Below are 14,172 nucleotides of genomic sequence, written 5' to 3'. Positions count from 1 at the left end.
GCGTGACCAAAGCTCAACTGCCAGCGTTGGCATCCTATGGATGAGTCCACGACCGCTGCTGATTTCCTCGCCACCGAATGGGGCGACCCAGCCGCCCGCCTCCCGCTGCTGTCCGTACCTGAAGCGCGCGCCGTAGTGCTGCTCCTCGCCGAGTTGGAAGAGCAGCACCCGGCGGCAGCCGAGCTGCGCGGAAGGATCGCCCGCCGGCTACCGTCCTGACCGCTTTCAGGGGCCGAGGTTTCTCCAGCGTCGGACCCACCAATTCTTCTCGCACGGGTCGTACCGCTCGTCACCGATTAGCTGGCGAAGGTGACGGTGGCCGAACGCAGTTCTGGCCGCGAGCGCGGACCACTCGTCGCGTACGGGGCCCGGACTGAACCCGTCAACCATGCCCTCGCGCCAGTCCTGCCAGGTTGCCCAACTGACTTGGCCCCGCTCTCGAAGGGTGAGTTCGTCCTCACAAAGGTCGATGTACTGACGAATGGCCCGGCGGCCGGCGCCGCCGCTTGTCGGTAGGCCGTCCATCGGTAGTTGGGCGAGGAGGTCCCAGTACCGCTTCAGGTAGAAGTCCTCGGTCTGACGTACCCGATCGCGAGCAGTACCAGCTAGGCCGACCACGAAAGCGGCCAGGGCGAGCATGGCTCCGACGAGCGTGATCCAGGCTTGCGCGGGCATAGCTTCAGGATGTGCCTGCCCGCGTTTCCCTGCCACCGGGGCTATCAGGCGGCGATCACACCTTGCTCGGACCAGATCACCCCGCACCTGGTGCACCGTGCGACGGGCTGCGCCCCAGCCCCGCCATGCACTTCGATCGCTCCGCCGCAGGCGCAGGGGTGGGTGTCGGCGAGCAGGCGGCACCCGTCCGCGATGTCGAGGGCCTGCTCCACCCTGGCGGCGGCCCCCTCGGCGACGCGGGCGATCCGATGCAGCTGCTCCTCGCCGAGCGGACGGCACGGCCCCCGGCGCCCTTCGACGCGGGCGCACAGCCACAGCGCGGCGTACGGGGCGGTGCGCTGTCCGGTGTATCGCCACCGCTGCGGGTCGACCGCGTCGGCCACGGCGAGGTGGTCTCGGCGTACCCGGTCGGCGGCCGGCCACGTACGCGGCGCACGTGCCATCGTGGGTCGCTGGATCTCGGAGGCGGTCTGGTCGGCCAGGTCGACGAGGGCGGCCTCCACCGCGCGCATGGTGTCGAGGATGGGGATGCGGAGCGGGGCGACGGTGACGCCGATCGGCTGCGCGGGGTGGATGTCGGCGGGGAGGGGCGCGGTCTCGTCCGGGTCGAGGCGGGTGAGGTAGGCGCGGAGCCCTGACGGCGGCCACGTGGCGGTGGTGGGTGCGCCGAGGGCGTCGCGGAGGTCTGCCCAGAGGGTGGCGACGGTGCGGAGGTGGTGGCTGGTGGTGGTCATCGCTGCTCCTGTGTGGTGCGGGGCGTAGGCTGATGATCACCGGTGGGGCGTGCCAGGTCTGGGGAGATCGCGGGCACGCCCCTTCTGCGTGGGCGGGTCAGTGCTCCTGGGTCGCTTCGGTCGCTGTGCTGTCGCGGTAGAACTCGGCGCGATCCTTGTGGACCCGCCCGTCCTTGAGGCGCGAGCCCCGGGTGTCCATGCACGGGGCTCCGGGCACGCAGCGGCAGCGCGGGCAGGTCACCATAAGGGCGCGGTGGTGGATGGTGGGTTCGCGGCGGTAGGTCATGTCTGCTCCTTGATCGGGGAGTTGGGATCTTCGGCCCCTGCCGGGGAGGGTTGGCCGAGGGCGTGGCGCACGGCGGAGCTGGCGAGCGGGCCGAGGTGGGTGTCGAGCAGTGCGCGGACGCGGGCAACAGCGGCCTCGGCGTGCTCGGCGCGGAAGAGCGTGTGGCCTTCCCCGCGGACGAGCTTCGCCAGCCGTTCGTACTTCTCCTCGGTGGTGTGGCCGTCCCAGCCCCGGCAGATGCGGGATGTGGGTTCCACGTGGGCGAACAGCGGTAGGTCGCGTTCGGCGATGTGCCAACTCATCTGCCCGGTCGGCGCCTCGATGATGACCACAGCCCAGCCGGGTGCGGTCGGGTCGGTGTGGCCGATGTGGGCGGGGTAGAGGCTGGCGAGGTGGGCGACAAGGCGAGCGCGCTCGCGGTACACGCCGTCGCGCTCGGCCTCGGTCTGCTCGGCGCGCTGCTCTGCGGCGTACGCGCGGTCGCGCTCGTCGGCGGCCAATTGCGCGGCGGGGAGGAGACGGCGCGCGGACTGCTCGACGCGTGCTCGCTCGCGAGCAAGTCCCGCGTCGAGGTGGCGGATCTGCTCGTCCCGGTTGTCGATGTCCGCGTGGAGCTGCCCAATCTCGGCGCGGAGCAGCGCGGCTTCCTCGGGGAGGAGTCGGCCGTCGACGGCGCGGTCGACGAGGTGGAGCAGCTGCTCCGTGGTGGGCTCAGTCATGCTGCCCGCCCTTCCGCGTCTGGGTGGGGCAAGTGGTGGTGTGGCTGATGCCGAGGCCGGTGAACCACATCTCGCAGCACGCCCCGTTGAGGGTGATCGCTGCTGTGTCCCGGCCAGCCGGGCATGACGCCGCGTGGACGGACTGGGTCTCTGCCCACGGGAGGCAGCACGCGATGAACGTCCCGTCGTCGCGCGGCCGGGCGACCCGCTCGGCCGCCTCGGCGCGGCGGCGGGCGAGGTGGTGGGCGTCGCGGTTGTTGGACGCGGCCCCGACGAGGAACAGTCCGATGCAGGTGCAGAGCCCCGCGTGCCAGGGGAGGTCGGAGCGGATGCAGGCGACGGTGGAGAACCCTGCGCCGACCGCGAGGATGCTGAGGAGGGTCTGGGTGCGGGAGTAGGGGGTCATCAGCGGTGCCTCCACATGAGGACGAGGGCGACGATGCCCGCGATGAGGGAGAGCGCCACCCATGCGGCGACGATCCAGGCGAGGGCGGTGATGGCGGTGGTCATCGGCTGTGTCTCCGGGGCAGGTTGATGAAGTGGCCGAGCATCATGGCGGCGTAGATCCAGATCAGGGCGCCGAGCGCGATGGCGGTGATCACGAGGCGCTCCCCTCGGCGTCGTCGGTGCGTACTGCCGGGTCGCCCGGACGCGCAGTCCCGTCAGCCCGACGGCGCAGCATCAGGGCGGAGGCGTCCAGCGGGCTGCCGGTGTACTCGGCGACCGCATCCGCGGCCTCGCGCAGCGCAGCGGCCCGGTCGGCGGGCACCGTGGGGAGCACGGCCAGCACCGCGTCGGCGAATCGTTCGCGATCATCGCGGCGCGAGATCAGCGCGTAGGCGTCGGAGTCGGCGAGCACCTGCGCGATCCGGTCGCGGAGGTCGGCCCGGTCGGCGGCGGGCGCCGGCGGTACGGCTGCGCGACGGAGCAGCTCGTCGAGCATCGCGGCCGAGCCGGGGATGGCGCGGGCGAGGATGCCGTTGCGGAGCGACTCGGAGGGGAATTCGACCTCACAGTTCACCCCGCAGTACGTGTGATCACCTGCGGTGTGGTCGCGCTCGGTGGCCTCGCGGTCCGCGCGCTGCTCGCCGGTCTCGGCCGGGGCGAGGCAGGCGAAGAACGCGGCGGCCTCCTCCGGGTAGCGGTCGAGGCCGTCCTCCTCGCCGCACTCCAGGTTCTTGTGGAGGTCGTACTCGAAGTGGCGGAGCCATGCGCGGAGAGCGTTCTCGATGTCGTCGACGTTGACGGTGATCTGGGTGAGCTGCTCGGGCATGTGCTGCTCCTCGTGTGTGCGTGTGGGTGGGTGGAACCGGGCGGGGCGGGTTAGGCGGCGTTGTTGGGGTGGCTGCCGGTGGTGGGGTCGCAGGGGAGGCAGGTGTCGTATCCGCGGTTGGCTCGGTAGCCGTGGAGGGGGGTGTGGCAGACGGTGCAGAGGGGTGTTTCTGGAGCCTCTGTGTCGGCGCTTCCCTCCCCCTTCCCCTCTCGTAGAGGGGGGGAAGGGGGGGAAGGGGGGGTTCCCTGAGGTTCCCGCGAGGTTCCCGGGGAATGCCTGACCTGCGGTTCTTCGGTTCTGGGTGACGTTCCCGGGGAACGTTCCCTGGGAACGTCGTCGGGGAAGGTCTCCGGGAAGCTTTCCGGGGAACCCAAGTTGTCCCGGTTTTTCCTGGTTCGGACGGCGGTTGCGATCTTGTCTTTGCCGATCTTGATTCCGGCGGTGGCGAGGGCGGAGATCGTGCGCGGGTTGCCCGCGTCGTTGGGCAGTCCGAGCCCGTCGATTTTCGTGATCAGCCACTCGACCGTGCCGACGATGTTCTGCTCCTGGTGCTCGTACGCGGCGAGTACGTGGCGGGTCTTGCCGGGGGCGTAGCGGTCGCCGTCCTTGTGCGCGTGGCGGACGAGGTGGAACACGTCGGGGCCGATGCCGGTACGGGTGTGGGTGCGGTTCAGGAGGAGGTGACCACCGCCCTGGACGCGGAGTTCCCATACGTGGTCGACGTCCTGGGTCTTGGCGGAGGAGCCGCGGGCGCCGCGCTCGGTGTCCTTGCCCATGTGGTCGAGGCGTACGGACGCGATTCCGGCGCGCTTGAGGGGGAGGAGGGTGTGCCGGTAGAGGGACAGCCAGGTGTCGGACTCGTTCTCGGGGCCGCTGATGAACCGGGACACGGTGTCGAGGCAGACGACTTGGGCTTCGCACGCGTTGACCATGGCGAGGAGGTCGGTGCCGCCGCCGGCGGTGTCGAGGGGGCGGATCGGGGGGAAGCTGGCGTAGGAGAGCATGCCCATGCGGCCGGGGCCGCCGCCGTAGCTGATCATGCGTTCTTGGATGTCCTGGTGGCCGTTCTCCGCGTCGACGTAGAGGACGGATACGGGGGCCTGCGGGCGGTCGCCGAGGACGGCTTGCCCGGTGGCCATGCGCCACATCCATTCCTGGACGAACAGGCTCTTGCCTGCTTTGCCTTCGCCGACGACGGTGATCTGCTGGCCGGGGGCGAGTAGGCGTCCGGGGAGGAGTTCGACGGCCCCGAAGTCGATGGAGAAGAAGCTGCTCCAGTCCAGGAGTGCGTCCGCGGGAGTGCTCGCCTGGCCCGCGGTGCGGTCCGCTTTCCTCTTCTGGTAGTCGTCGATGTAGGTGGTGACGGCGCCGGGTTCGGCGTCGGGCCGGGTGGCGTACTGGACGATCTGTCGTCCGAGGTCGGCCTCGGCGCGGAGCTCGGCGCGGGCGCGGACCTGCTCGGCGTAGTACTGAGGGGATCCGGACGCGTAGTCGGCGAGGTGGGCGACGTACGGGGCGCCACCCGCCCGCTGTAGTTCGCCGCGCTTCTCCAGCTCCAGTTGGACGGCGAGGGGTGCGGTGGGCTGGCCGGTGGCGTGGAGGTGTCCGAGGACGTCCCAGACCAGTTCGTGTGCGGGTTGGGAGAAGTCGGCGCGGTCGAGCGTTGCGCGGAGGGTGGGGATGTGGTGGGCGTCGTGCATGCAGTCGCCGAGGACGTACCGCTCGGCGTCAAGGTGTTCGGGGCCGTGCGGGTCCGCCTGGTCGCGCGGGTTCATGTGGCGGACGTTCTCCACAGGTACGGCTCCGATCAGAAAAGGGTGGTGGGGTCGGTCGGCGGACACCGGTGGTCGGTGACGTGGGGGTGGGGGCAGTTGGTGGGGTGCCAGATTCCGGTCCAACGAAGGCGTAACGGGGTGTGGGGTCCCGCTTGGTAGAGGCACCAGATCAGTCGGTTCGGTGTGACCGTGGCGGCTTGCTCGGCCGGGGTGAGCGGTCGGAGGTCGGCGGTCACGGTCAATGCGGCGGTGTGTCCGACGAGTTGGGTGAGGGTGGAGGCGCGGCAGGCCGGGCACCGGGAGTCGTCGCCCGGCCTGCGCGCCCCGCCCATCAGGCGCTCTGCTGCTCTTCAGGCTGGAAGAGGGTGCCGCCGCTGGTGCGCCGCTCGTACATGTCGCGCTGGACGGAGCGGAGTCGGCCGCCGCTGATCTCGTCCCCGGCGACCTCGATGGACGTGATGCGGACCTTGACCGAGGGGGCCTTGTCCTCCTCCGGTCCGGGCTCGGTGCGCTCGGTGTGGGACAGCTCAACCACGGCCATCCATCGGCCGTTGCGCTGCTTGAACATCTGGGGTGGCGAACGGTTCCAGGGCTTCGGCTACGTCGGTGAGGACCTTGGAGTCGACCTTGACGTCTGCGTCGATGTGGAGGGTCATGCGGCGTGTGCTCCTTGCTGGGTGGGTGCCCCCGGGCAGGTGTCCCGGTGGAGGTGGCGGATGGTCTGGGTGAAGCGGGTGACGGCCTCGGCGCCGGTCATGGTGACGGTGACTTCGCAGAGGAGGCACTCGTACTTCGCGGCGGGTTTCTCGATCCACTGGCCGGTGCGGGTCTGCTGGCCGAGGCGGACGGTGAGGGCGCCGGTGATCTGCCTGCCGTCGGGCAGGAAGTAGGCGGTCACGCGGCGGCCCGGTCGACGAGGAGGCGGATCGCGGCCTCGGCCTGCTGCGGCACGACTCCGTTTCCGAGGGCCTTCAACTGCGCGGTGCGCGAGAGCCCGGGTACGTCGGTGACGTGGCCAGCGGGCAGCCCCATGAGCCACTCGACGAACGGGGGGTTCAGGCGTCCCAGATCGTTAGTTGGGCTCGGGGCAGGGCGGCCGAGGACTCGCCCCCACCGGGCGATAGCGGGACCGTAGGAACCCCAGGCCGGTCGGCCGCTGCGGGCGCCGTCGGGAGCGAACACACCTCGGCCGCCAGGCACAACCCGTGCCTGCCCGCCTCCTGCGAGGGCGAGCGCTTCGTCTGCCGGTTCTCGTTCGCCGACGCCCGCGGCGTCGGCAGCAGAGACACGACGTGCCGCAAATTCATCCCGCCCTGCGCGGCGTGCCCCACCCCGGTCGCCTCCGAGGTGGACGGGGTCGGCAACAAGCTGACGGCCGTCGGCAGTTGACCCTTCTGCCCACCGCCCCGCCAGTCCCGGGCGGCCGGTGTCGGCAGCCCAGGCGAGGACGAAGAGCCGACTTCGCTGGTGGGCAGCGCCGACCTCCGACGCGCGTACAAGGCACCACTCCGCATCGAACCCGAGGCGGGCAAGGTCAGCGAGGACGACGTCGAACCCGACTCGAAGGTGATTCGCGACGTTCTCAAAGACTGCGACTCGGGGTCGTAGAACCCCAAGGGCACGGGCAATGTCGGGCCAGATGTGCCGCTCATCCGAGGTTCCCTTCAGGTGGCCGGCGAGGCTGAACGGCTGGCAGGGGTAGCCGCCGCACACGATGTCGACGGGCTCGACCTGCGACCAGTCGACGGCGGTGAGGTCGCCCAGGTTGGGGGCGTCGGGGACGCGGTGGGCGAGGATGCGGGCGGCACCGGGGTCGGGGTCGGTGACCCATGCGGTAGTGCCGCCGAACATGGCCTGGACAGCCATGTCGAGGCCGCCGTACCCGGTGCAGAACGAGCCGATACGGGTCATCGGGCCACTGCCACGACGTCTGGCCACGCGCACTTGGTGAGGACGGCGGTCTCCCGCTCGGGCACGGCGGCGAGCGGGTAGCCGAGGTGGTGCAGACCCATGCACATCGCGGTGTAGGCGTCGGCCTGGTCGTAGCGTCCGACGCCTTCGGTGTGGTGGCCGAACCGGTCGGCGACGCCCGTGCGCACGGTGCCCTTGTCTGCGTTGCCTTTGCCGGTGGCGTAGAGCTTGAGGCAGGACGGGGGGACGACGCCGTACGGGATGCGGTGCCGGTAGCAGTACTGGCGCACCAGCACGCGGAGCCCGGCGAGTTCCTCGTGGCCGGCCATCGCACCGTGCCCGTACGAAGGGCCTTCCATCACGACGAGGTCGGCCGCCCGGACGTACTCGCCGATCATGGTGACGAGGTAGCTCAGCCGGTCGTCCCCGCGCTTCTTGGTGCGGATGATCTCGGACCAGCCGACTCCGGCCACGCCGGTGCAGGTGAGGGAGAGATCCAGCCCCACGACGAGGGGGGTGGGCCCTGCGGCCGGGTGGGGGGACAGCCCGGCCGCAGGAGTCGTGACGTCGAACAGAGTGGTCACAGGCCCTCGCCTCGCGGGCGGGGGACGAGCGGCCACGCGGGCTCGACGACCGCGGCCGGGTCCTTCTTGCGGAAGTACGCCTGGAGGCTGGCGGCCTGCTCGGCGGCCCATCCGGTCTGCACGGTGTGCAGCTCGTCGAGGGTCATCAGCGCGAGGGCGGGATGCATGGTGCCCTGGCGCCACGCGACCCGGCACGCGGCGATGGCGTCGGCGTCAGCGGAGTGCGCGTCGCCGATCGGCACCGCGTAGTGCTCGCACAGGGCGGTGAGCTTGCGGGAGCCCTTGCGGTACTTGTCGACGTGCCGGTCGATGACGAGCGGGTCGACGACCGGCGCGGGCGGGAGCGGGTCAAGCCCGTACCGTTCGGCCTCGCGGTCGAGGACGGTGAAGTCGTACCGTGCGTTCATCGCGACGATCGGCAGGCCCGACACGATCGCCTGCGTCAGTCCTCCGAGGAGCTGCCCGACGACCTCCTCCAGCGGGGTGCCCTGCGTGCGGGCCTTCTCGGTGGTGATGCCGTGGATGGCGGCGGCCCCGTCGGGGATGTCCTGCCCGTCGACGTCGGAGAGCCAGACTCCGGAGTCGGTGGGCTGGCCGCCACCGCACTGGACGATGCACGCGGTGACGATGCGGGCGGTCTCCGGGTCGGTGCCGGTGGTTTCCAGGTCGAAGCCGACCATGCGGCCTAGGTGCCAGGTCATGAGGCACCGCCCGTGCGCTCGGCGTAGATCCGCCGGCCGAGGTCGTCGAGCGACTCCTGCTCACCGGTCTCGTTGACGACCGTCCGGCCGAGCATGCGGAGGTTGCCCAGCTCGTAGCCGATCTGCTGGAGGCGGCCGGGTGATGTCCCCTTGGCGAGGATCTCGTCCCGGTACGAGTCCGGTGTGCGGGCCGGGGCGTCGTTGCCGCGCTCGACGTGGGAGGCGTCCGGGTCCTTGTCGTGCGTCGGCGTCAGCCCGCTGGAGAGGAGGAGCACGCGCAGAGCCACGGACTGCGCCTTCGCGGTGCCCTTGTCGGCGGAGTCCAGGGCCTCGCCCTGCGACTGCGCGGTGATCGTGTCGCCTTTCGGGCCGATGATCAGCCACGTCACGCGGACCGTGCACTCGCGCATCTTGTTGCCCTTGCTGGTGGTCGTGTCGCGGTACTCCGCGTTCACCTGCTGAGGGATGACGTTGATGCCGTGCTTGAGGGTGACCGGGCCGAAGGTGTTTACGACCGTGTCGACGCCGCGGAAGTTGAAGCGGGTGCCGCCGCCGTTGTACTGCTCGCCCTTCGCGATGGCGCGGATGTCGCGGCGGACCCGCAGCCACGCGAGGTGGACCGGGATCATCTCTGGGTCGTCGTCGCCGGGCTCGTAGTCAGCCATGAGGTCCGGCGCCGGAACGTACTCCTCGACGAGCACAGCCGGGGCGCCAGCGGGCGGGGTGTCGGTGCGACCGGCCGCAGCCGCCGCCCGTTCAGCGAGCGTGGTCATACCTGGTGCGCCTCTCGTACAGCGGTGGGAATGGACAGACGGCGGCTGGTGCGGTCCTCCACGCACGCCTCGTAAGCGCCGGGGAACTCCTCGCGCAGCCGGGCCCGGTCGACGTACTCGCGGGACTCTTCGTCGAAGGAGTAGGCGGTTCGGCCGCCGAGGTAGGCGGTGTCGGCGTCGCCGAGCGCACCGACGAGCGCGGCCTTCGCCCGCGTCTTGCGGGACTTCGCCTCGCGCTCGTCGTTGACGGCGTCGAGGTAGTCGGCCAAGGCGTCCTGCGCGTCGCCGTCCCGGTCGATGGCCACCGGCTCACCGGTCCGGCCGGGATGCAGCTGCTCGTACAGATCGAGGAGGACATCCGGGTCCGCCGAGGCGGGCAGGACCGGCGGGCGCCGCGTGGTGATCTGTTCCCACGCCAGCGCCCCGGCCGCCCGCAGGTCGGCTACGAGCTGAGTGTGGTCGGTCACTCGCACGACGAACTGACGGAAGTCGTTGCCGCCGATCAGCACCGCCACATGCATGTGGTCGTAGCCGCAGGTGTCGGCCTGCCACAGGGTCTGTGCGAGGACGTCATCCGGGCACCCGGTGCGCCACTGACCGGCTTTGAACGCGGCCCGGCACTTGATCTCGACAGCGCACCGCTCGCGGGTCTCGGCCAGCGGACATTCGAGGACGCGGCGGTCGAGAGTGCACATCTGCCACGGCCGGTCGACGTTCGCGACCAGGCCAACCCGGCGGACAACGGACCGGTTGCGGCGGGCCCACTCACGGGCCACGGTCTCCTCGTTCAGCCGCCCCCACAGGGCGGGTTCGGAGTCGTCACCCTCCAGCGGGAGACCGCCGGTTTTGTCGTGCCAGACCGACAGGGCATTGCCGTAGCGGCTGACGCCGAGGATCGCGGCGAGGTCGGAGGAGCCGATACCGGAACGGCGGGCGGCGAGCCAGACGTCGCGGTCGGCGTCGGCGGAGAGGATGAGGCGGCCGGTCGGGGTGACCCGGCGGCCGGCGGCCGGGGCCGAAGCCCCGGCCAGCACGGTGGTCTCCATCAGAAGCCGCCCCCGATTCCGTAGTCGTCGCCGTACTCGACCGGCTCGGTCGGTCGCGGGCAGCGCCCGGCCCCCGGGGTGTGGCAGTTGTACGGGTTGAGGTGCGGGGCCCGGTCCGGGGTCATGCACTCCTCGCAGTCGCCACGGCGGCACGGCGGGCAGAGGACCGGCTGAGGAGTGGCCGCCGCCCCCGAAGGGGTGGCCTTCTCCTCGGTGTAGCCGACGTACCGGTGAACGTCGAAGTCGTCTTCGTAGTAGGCGTAGGGGTCCCACGTGCCCTTGAAGAAGCGCCAGCCGAGCGCAGTCCGCTCCTCGTTCTCCGGGTGAGTGGTCACGGTGTCGCAGCGGAACTTCCAGCCGTACTGGGGGAACTCGCTGTCCGTGTACGTATGGCCTGGTTTGTAGAAGGCGTTCACGCAGCACCGACCTGACGCTGCGCCGGGACGGCCTTCGGCTGGCCGATCTCCCGCAGCCGGTCCGCGAGCCGCAGCACCTGCACCCCGTACACGGGGATGCTGCCGTCGGAGACGAGCCCGTCGAGGAGGGTCTCCACGCAGGTGTCCCGCTGGTGCGCGGCGTGCGAGTCGGGCCCTTGATGGCCGGCGGACCGGTCCAGGGCGGCGATGTGCTGGAGGTCGTCGAGGACCGACTGCCCGTCCTCGTCGGCCTGTCCGGCCAGGGCGAGGATGAGGACGCTCAGGTAGTGCGAGATGTCGAGGGTCGCGCCCCCGGGGATGGCGGCGGCGTGGATACGGAACGGGCCGCCCACGGTGGGCATGCGGTCGTCAGCCACGGTCCGCCGCCTCCACTCCGGCCGCCTGGTACCAGGCGTTGAACTCGTGCGACGCCATGCCAGGCTCGCAGCCGTCCACGGGCGCCTGCATCACGGTCGCGGCGGCCAGCGCGAGGGTGGCGTGCACCTGCGCCTCCGCCGCGAGTGCGGCACCGACCACGGGGTCCGCCCCGTCGCCGTAGGTGTAGTGGTTGGCCTGGTCGGCGAGGCGCTCGGCCTGGCGGTAGTGCTCGGGTCCGGTCATCGCTTGTTCCCCCGTCGGGTGGTGATGTGGTGGTGGGTGTCGTCGAGGGCGAGGCCGCACATCACGCCGAGCCAGACCAGCGCGGCGGCCATGAGGATCTGGAGGACGATCACTCGTCGCCCTCCTCGTCGTACGAGGCGTCAATTTCCAGCGGCGTCACGATGTAGCCGGTGCAGGTCTGCGCGGACGCGTCGTCCCCGTCGACGTGCTTGAGGTCGAAGAAGGTCAGCTCCATCGGGCTGAACTTGCTGCCGTCGTCCGGGACCCACGCGACGAGGCCGGTCGCGCCCTCGCGGTAGGCGAGCGCCAGGCAGTGGTCCATGGCGGTCTGCTCGGTGGCGTAGGTGCCGAGCGTGAGCCCGGACTCCGGGTGCTCCGCCCGGTAGATCAGGGTGGGCGCGGCCTCCAGCTCAGCGACCCTGGCCCGCAGCGCGACCAACTCCCGTGCGAGCTCCGGGTCCTGGAGGAGACACGCGGACTCCAGCGCCTCCGCAGCCACGGACGCGAGGTCCGTCAGGGGAGACGCGTACTCCCAGGCGGCCACGATCACCCGGGCCGCAGCCACCGTCCGGCCGGCGCTCATCCGGTCACCGCCGCACGGATGTAGTCCATGACCTGCTCGCCCTCGGGGACCGCGACCGACACCCGCACCGGAACAGTGGTGCCGTCCGGGCGGGGGGTGGTCGAGGTAATGAGCGTCCACAGCTCCAGGCCGTCACGGGCCGGGCTGATGTGGATGTAGCCGCCGCGCGACTGGAGCCACTCGCCGAGGTCGTCGACGTCGGACACCGTGACGTACACGGCGCCGGGACGGACGATCACCGTCGGGGAGGGCAGCGGGAGGCAGTCGAGCATCGACTCGATGGCGAGGCGGTTGTCACTCGTCCGCTCGTAGTCGGTGGCGGGCGGGCGGTGGGTAGTCTGTGTGATCACGGTGTACCTCTCGTTCTTGTGGGTGAGGTGTGCCGAGGGGTCGCATTCGGACCAGGCCCGGTCCGGGCGGCCCCGTCTTTTTCGTGGTGGGTCAGGCGATGCGGACCGGGGCACCACGCGGCGGCAGCGGTTTCAGCTGCGCCAGCGGGTGAGCGGCGGTCGACGGCGAGCTAGCGACGACCAGGGCGAGCGGCCCACGTGTCGGCTCGTGGTGGAACAGTTCGTCGATCCGGTCGAGGTCGGCGTCCGTGAAGCGGACGACGCGGCCGAGCTTCGAGTGCGGCAGGCTGGCGATGTTCCGGCGGAGCCACCTCTCCTCGATGCGGAGGATGGCCGCGGCCTCGGGGTAGGTGTGGCGCTTCATGCCGGGACCGCTTCCGGGTTGTGCGCCGGAGCGGGGACCGCCCGGCCGGCCGGGGCCCAGAGGACCAGGTGGTCGACTCCCAGCCGCCTGGCAATTGCCAATGCGGCCTCGTGAGGGGCGGACTTGTGAGCTCCGTTTCGGAGGAAGCCGACCTTGCTCGGGTGGACTCCTGCCTCAGCGGCGAGGTCGCGGACGCTGATGCCCCGGCCGTCGCCGGTCCGCTTCATCAGGAGGACGAGCAGGTCAGGGTCGACGAGAAGATCCATATTGTTTGTGCTGCGCATGATTCACCTCCGTAGACACAGTGTGCGTTTCCGTGAACAAGAACGACAGTACACACCCATAGACGGTCTGTCTACGCAGGCGCACAGAGCGTGCGGAATCAGCCGTACCCCCCGCGCGCCCTATCCGGCAAGGGTCGATACCGTAGACACTCTGTCGTGGCGCGTGAACAGGACGGCCACTGATCAGGGCAGACTCGCAGCCGTCCATCTCGCCCCATAGACACCAGTCGTGCGACAGGGGAGCGAGCAGGCAGGATGAGCCTCATGGCCGAGCAGACAAAAACGCAGCTAAGCGACCTCGTGCGACGGCGCCGCGCCGAGCTGGGCATCAGCCTGCGCACGTTGGCCGAGCGCAGTATTGATCCGCTATCAGGTGAACAGGCGAAGTTCGGGTGGATCAGCAAGCTGGAGAACAACAAGCCGACGGACACGCCCTCGGAGGAGCTGCTCCGGGCGCTGGCCGCCGGCCTTGAGCTCCCGCTCCGTGTTGTCCAGGAGGCCGCCGCTGCGCAGTACCTCGGGATGGGGGAGGTGCGTTCGGAGGACGGGACGGCGCGCCTACTGATTGCCCGGATTCAGGAGATGAGTCCGGAGGATCTTGAGCAGCTCGCCGCGATCACGGAGACTTTCGCGCGCCGCAAGGGCTGACGAGCGGGGCATGCGACAGCAGTGGGGCAATCTTTGACTACTGACGGGTTGGGTCTGGTCACGCTGTGACCCGTGTGGCATCGTCTGTGATCCGCCTGGGGGGCGAATCGGTAAGCTCAGTGCACCCGTTCGAACTAGCGGACGAATTTTTGGTGCACCCATGCAAGGGGGCTCGATGGCGGACAAAAATGGAGCAGAGCAGGCGCTAGTACGAATTGAACTGGTCGCCTATCTGCCCGGAGGGCGGGCCTGCTACCCGGTGGAAATCGAGGGCGAGCTCGTCTGGCTCATCCTCGCAACCGAGATGACCGAGAGGCTCCGCGCCGAAATGGTCGAGTACCTGCGGTTCCTCTCCGACGAGAAGGTCTGGACGCAGCACTGGGACGGCCCCGCGGGGGAGCCGCCCCAGATCAGACGAGCCTCCTAGAA

General features: G+C 70.3%; 25 protein-coding genes. 3 read left to right on the top strand and 22 right to left on the bottom strand.

All coding sequences use genetic code 11. The features are described from left to right. The first annotated feature begins 36 nt into the window (after positions 1-36). Entirely contained in the window at positions 37-219 is a 183-nt protein-coding gene (locus AB0D18_RS02360) for a hypothetical protein (RefSeq protein ID WP_362411349.1), read from the top strand. A 6-nt stretch (positions 220-225) separates the two neighbouring features. Here the strand turns inward: AB0D18_RS02360 and AB0D18_RS02355 are convergent, their stop codons facing one another. From AB0D18_RS02355 to AB0D18_RS02250, 22 genes are all read right to left on the bottom strand, one after another. Then, positions 226-675 carry a hypothetical protein gene (locus tag AB0D18_RS02355; RefSeq protein WP_362411346.1) on the bottom strand — a complete coding sequence of 150 codons (450 nt, stop codon included), beginning with the start codon at positions 673-675 and terminating at the stop codon, positions 226-228. A gap of 44 nt (positions 676-719) precedes the next feature. Continuing rightward, a complete protein-coding gene (locus AB0D18_RS02350; protein WP_362411343.1) occupies positions 720-1,409 on the bottom strand; it encodes a hypothetical protein in 690 nt (229 codons plus the stop codon). A gap of 97 nt (positions 1,410-1,506) precedes the next feature. Further along, positions 1,507-1,695, bottom strand: a complete 189-nt coding sequence (locus tag AB0D18_RS02345; RefSeq protein ID WP_362411340.1) for a hypothetical protein — start codon at positions 1,693-1,695, stop codon at positions 1,507-1,509. Further along, positions 1,692-2,414, bottom strand: coding sequence for a hypothetical protein (locus AB0D18_RS02340; RefSeq protein WP_362411337.1), 723 nt, complete (start codon positions 2,412-2,414; stop codon positions 1,692-1,694). The genes AB0D18_RS02345 and AB0D18_RS02340 overlap by 4 nt, the downstream gene beginning before the upstream one ends. Then, a complete protein-coding gene (locus tag AB0D18_RS02335) occupies positions 2,407-2,820 on the bottom strand; it encodes a hypothetical protein (RefSeq protein WP_362411334.1) in 414 nt (137 codons plus the stop codon). Before AB0D18_RS02335 ends, AB0D18_RS02340 begins: the two co-directional genes overlap by 8 nt. A gap of 192 nt (positions 2,821-3,012) precedes the next feature. Beyond that, positions 3,013-3,687, bottom strand: coding sequence for a hypothetical protein (locus AB0D18_RS02330; protein ID WP_362411331.1), 675 nt, complete (start codon positions 3,685-3,687; stop codon positions 3,013-3,015). Positions 3,688-3,737: 50 nt separating this feature from the next. Next, a complete protein-coding gene (locus tag AB0D18_RS02325) occupies positions 3,738-5,462 on the bottom strand; it encodes an AAA family ATPase (protein WP_362411328.1) in 1,725 nt (574 codons plus the stop codon). Positions 5,463-5,793: 331 nt separating this feature from the next. After that, on the bottom strand, positions 5,794-6,003 hold the full coding sequence (locus tag AB0D18_RS02320) for a hypothetical protein (RefSeq protein WP_362411325.1): 210 nt from the start codon (positions 6,001-6,003) through the stop codon (positions 5,794-5,796). Beyond that, positions 5,990-6,118 carry a hypothetical protein gene (locus tag AB0D18_RS02315; protein ID WP_362411322.1) on the bottom strand — a complete coding sequence of 43 codons (129 nt, stop codon included), beginning with the start codon at positions 6,116-6,118 and terminating at the stop codon, positions 5,990-5,992. Before AB0D18_RS02315 ends, AB0D18_RS02320 begins: the two co-directional genes overlap by 14 nt. Next, a complete protein-coding gene (locus AB0D18_RS02310) occupies positions 6,115-6,360 on the bottom strand; it encodes a hypothetical protein (RefSeq protein WP_362411319.1) in 246 nt (81 codons plus the stop codon). The genes AB0D18_RS02315 and AB0D18_RS02310 overlap by 4 nt, the downstream gene beginning before the upstream one ends. Beyond that, positions 6,357-7,400, bottom strand: a complete 1,044-nt coding sequence (locus tag AB0D18_RS02305; RefSeq protein ID WP_362411316.1) for a DNA cytosine methyltransferase — start codon at positions 7,398-7,400, stop codon at positions 6,357-6,359. The genes AB0D18_RS02310 and AB0D18_RS02305 overlap by 4 nt, the downstream gene beginning before the upstream one ends. Continuing rightward, on the bottom strand, positions 7,370-7,957 hold the full coding sequence (locus AB0D18_RS02300) for a hypothetical protein (RefSeq protein ID WP_362411313.1): 588 nt from the start codon (positions 7,955-7,957) through the stop codon (positions 7,370-7,372). Before AB0D18_RS02300 ends, AB0D18_RS02305 begins: the two co-directional genes overlap by 31 nt. Further along, positions 7,954-8,658, bottom strand: a complete 705-nt coding sequence (locus tag AB0D18_RS02295) for a 3'-5' exonuclease (protein WP_362411310.1) — start codon at positions 8,656-8,658, stop codon at positions 7,954-7,956. The genes AB0D18_RS02300 and AB0D18_RS02295 overlap by 4 nt, the downstream gene beginning before the upstream one ends. Further along, on the bottom strand, positions 8,655-9,431 hold the full coding sequence (locus AB0D18_RS02290) for an ERF family protein (RefSeq protein ID WP_362411308.1): 777 nt from the start codon (positions 9,429-9,431) through the stop codon (positions 8,655-8,657). Before AB0D18_RS02290 ends, AB0D18_RS02295 begins: the two co-directional genes overlap by 4 nt. Further along, positions 9,428-10,477, bottom strand: coding sequence for a lambda-exonuclease family protein (locus AB0D18_RS02285; RefSeq protein WP_362411305.1), 1,050 nt, complete (start codon positions 10,475-10,477; stop codon positions 9,428-9,430). The genes AB0D18_RS02290 and AB0D18_RS02285 overlap by 4 nt, the downstream gene beginning before the upstream one ends. Then, entirely contained in the window at positions 10,477-10,893 is a 417-nt protein-coding gene (locus AB0D18_RS02280; protein WP_362411302.1) for a hypothetical protein, read from the bottom strand. Before AB0D18_RS02280 ends, AB0D18_RS02285 begins: the two co-directional genes overlap by 1 nt. Beyond that, entirely contained in the window at positions 10,890-11,270 is a 381-nt protein-coding gene (locus AB0D18_RS02275; protein WP_362411299.1) for a hypothetical protein, read from the bottom strand. The genes AB0D18_RS02280 and AB0D18_RS02275 overlap by 4 nt, the downstream gene beginning before the upstream one ends. Continuing rightward, on the bottom strand, positions 11,263-11,514 hold the full coding sequence (locus AB0D18_RS02270; RefSeq protein ID WP_362411297.1) for a hypothetical protein: 252 nt from the start codon (positions 11,512-11,514) through the stop codon (positions 11,263-11,265). The genes AB0D18_RS02275 and AB0D18_RS02270 overlap by 8 nt, the downstream gene beginning before the upstream one ends. A gap of 109 nt (positions 11,515-11,623) precedes the next feature. After that, a complete protein-coding gene (locus AB0D18_RS02265) occupies positions 11,624-12,097 on the bottom strand; it encodes a hypothetical protein (protein ID WP_362411295.1) in 474 nt (157 codons plus the stop codon). Beyond that, a complete protein-coding gene (locus AB0D18_RS02260) occupies positions 12,094-12,447 on the bottom strand; it encodes a hypothetical protein (RefSeq protein ID WP_362411292.1) in 354 nt (117 codons plus the stop codon). The genes AB0D18_RS02265 and AB0D18_RS02260 overlap by 4 nt, the downstream gene beginning before the upstream one ends. A 91-nt stretch (positions 12,448-12,538) precedes the next feature. After that, complete coding sequence (locus AB0D18_RS02255; protein WP_362411289.1) at positions 12,539-12,811, bottom strand: helix-turn-helix domain-containing protein; 273 nt, start codon at positions 12,809-12,811, stop codon at positions 12,539-12,541. Next, on the bottom strand, positions 12,808-13,095 hold the full coding sequence (locus tag AB0D18_RS02250; protein ID WP_362411286.1) for a helix-turn-helix transcriptional regulator: 288 nt from the start codon (positions 13,093-13,095) through the stop codon (positions 12,808-12,810). The genes AB0D18_RS02255 and AB0D18_RS02250 overlap by 4 nt, the downstream gene beginning before the upstream one ends. A gap of 264 nt (positions 13,096-13,359) precedes the next feature. Between AB0D18_RS02250 and AB0D18_RS02245 the strand changes: the two genes are divergently transcribed. Next, complete coding sequence (locus tag AB0D18_RS02245) at positions 13,360-13,743, top strand: XRE family transcriptional regulator (RefSeq protein ID WP_362411283.1); 384 nt, start codon at positions 13,360-13,362, stop codon at positions 13,741-13,743. 175 nt (positions 13,744-13,918) lie between these two features. After that, positions 13,919-14,170 carry a hypothetical protein gene (locus tag AB0D18_RS02240; protein ID WP_362411280.1) on the top strand — a complete coding sequence of 84 codons (252 nt, stop codon included), beginning with the start codon at positions 13,919-13,921 and terminating at the stop codon, positions 14,168-14,170. The last annotated feature ends 2 nt before the right edge of the window (positions 14,171-14,172 follow it).

Origin of the sequence: Streptomyces sp. NPDC048442 (genome assembly GCF_040651475.1) — a bacterium.
In the GTDB taxonomy this organism is placed as follows: domain Bacteria; phylum Actinomycetota; class Actinomycetes; order Streptomycetales; family Streptomycetaceae; genus Streptomyces.
This window is presented reverse-complemented; position numbering and strand designations above follow the sequence as displayed.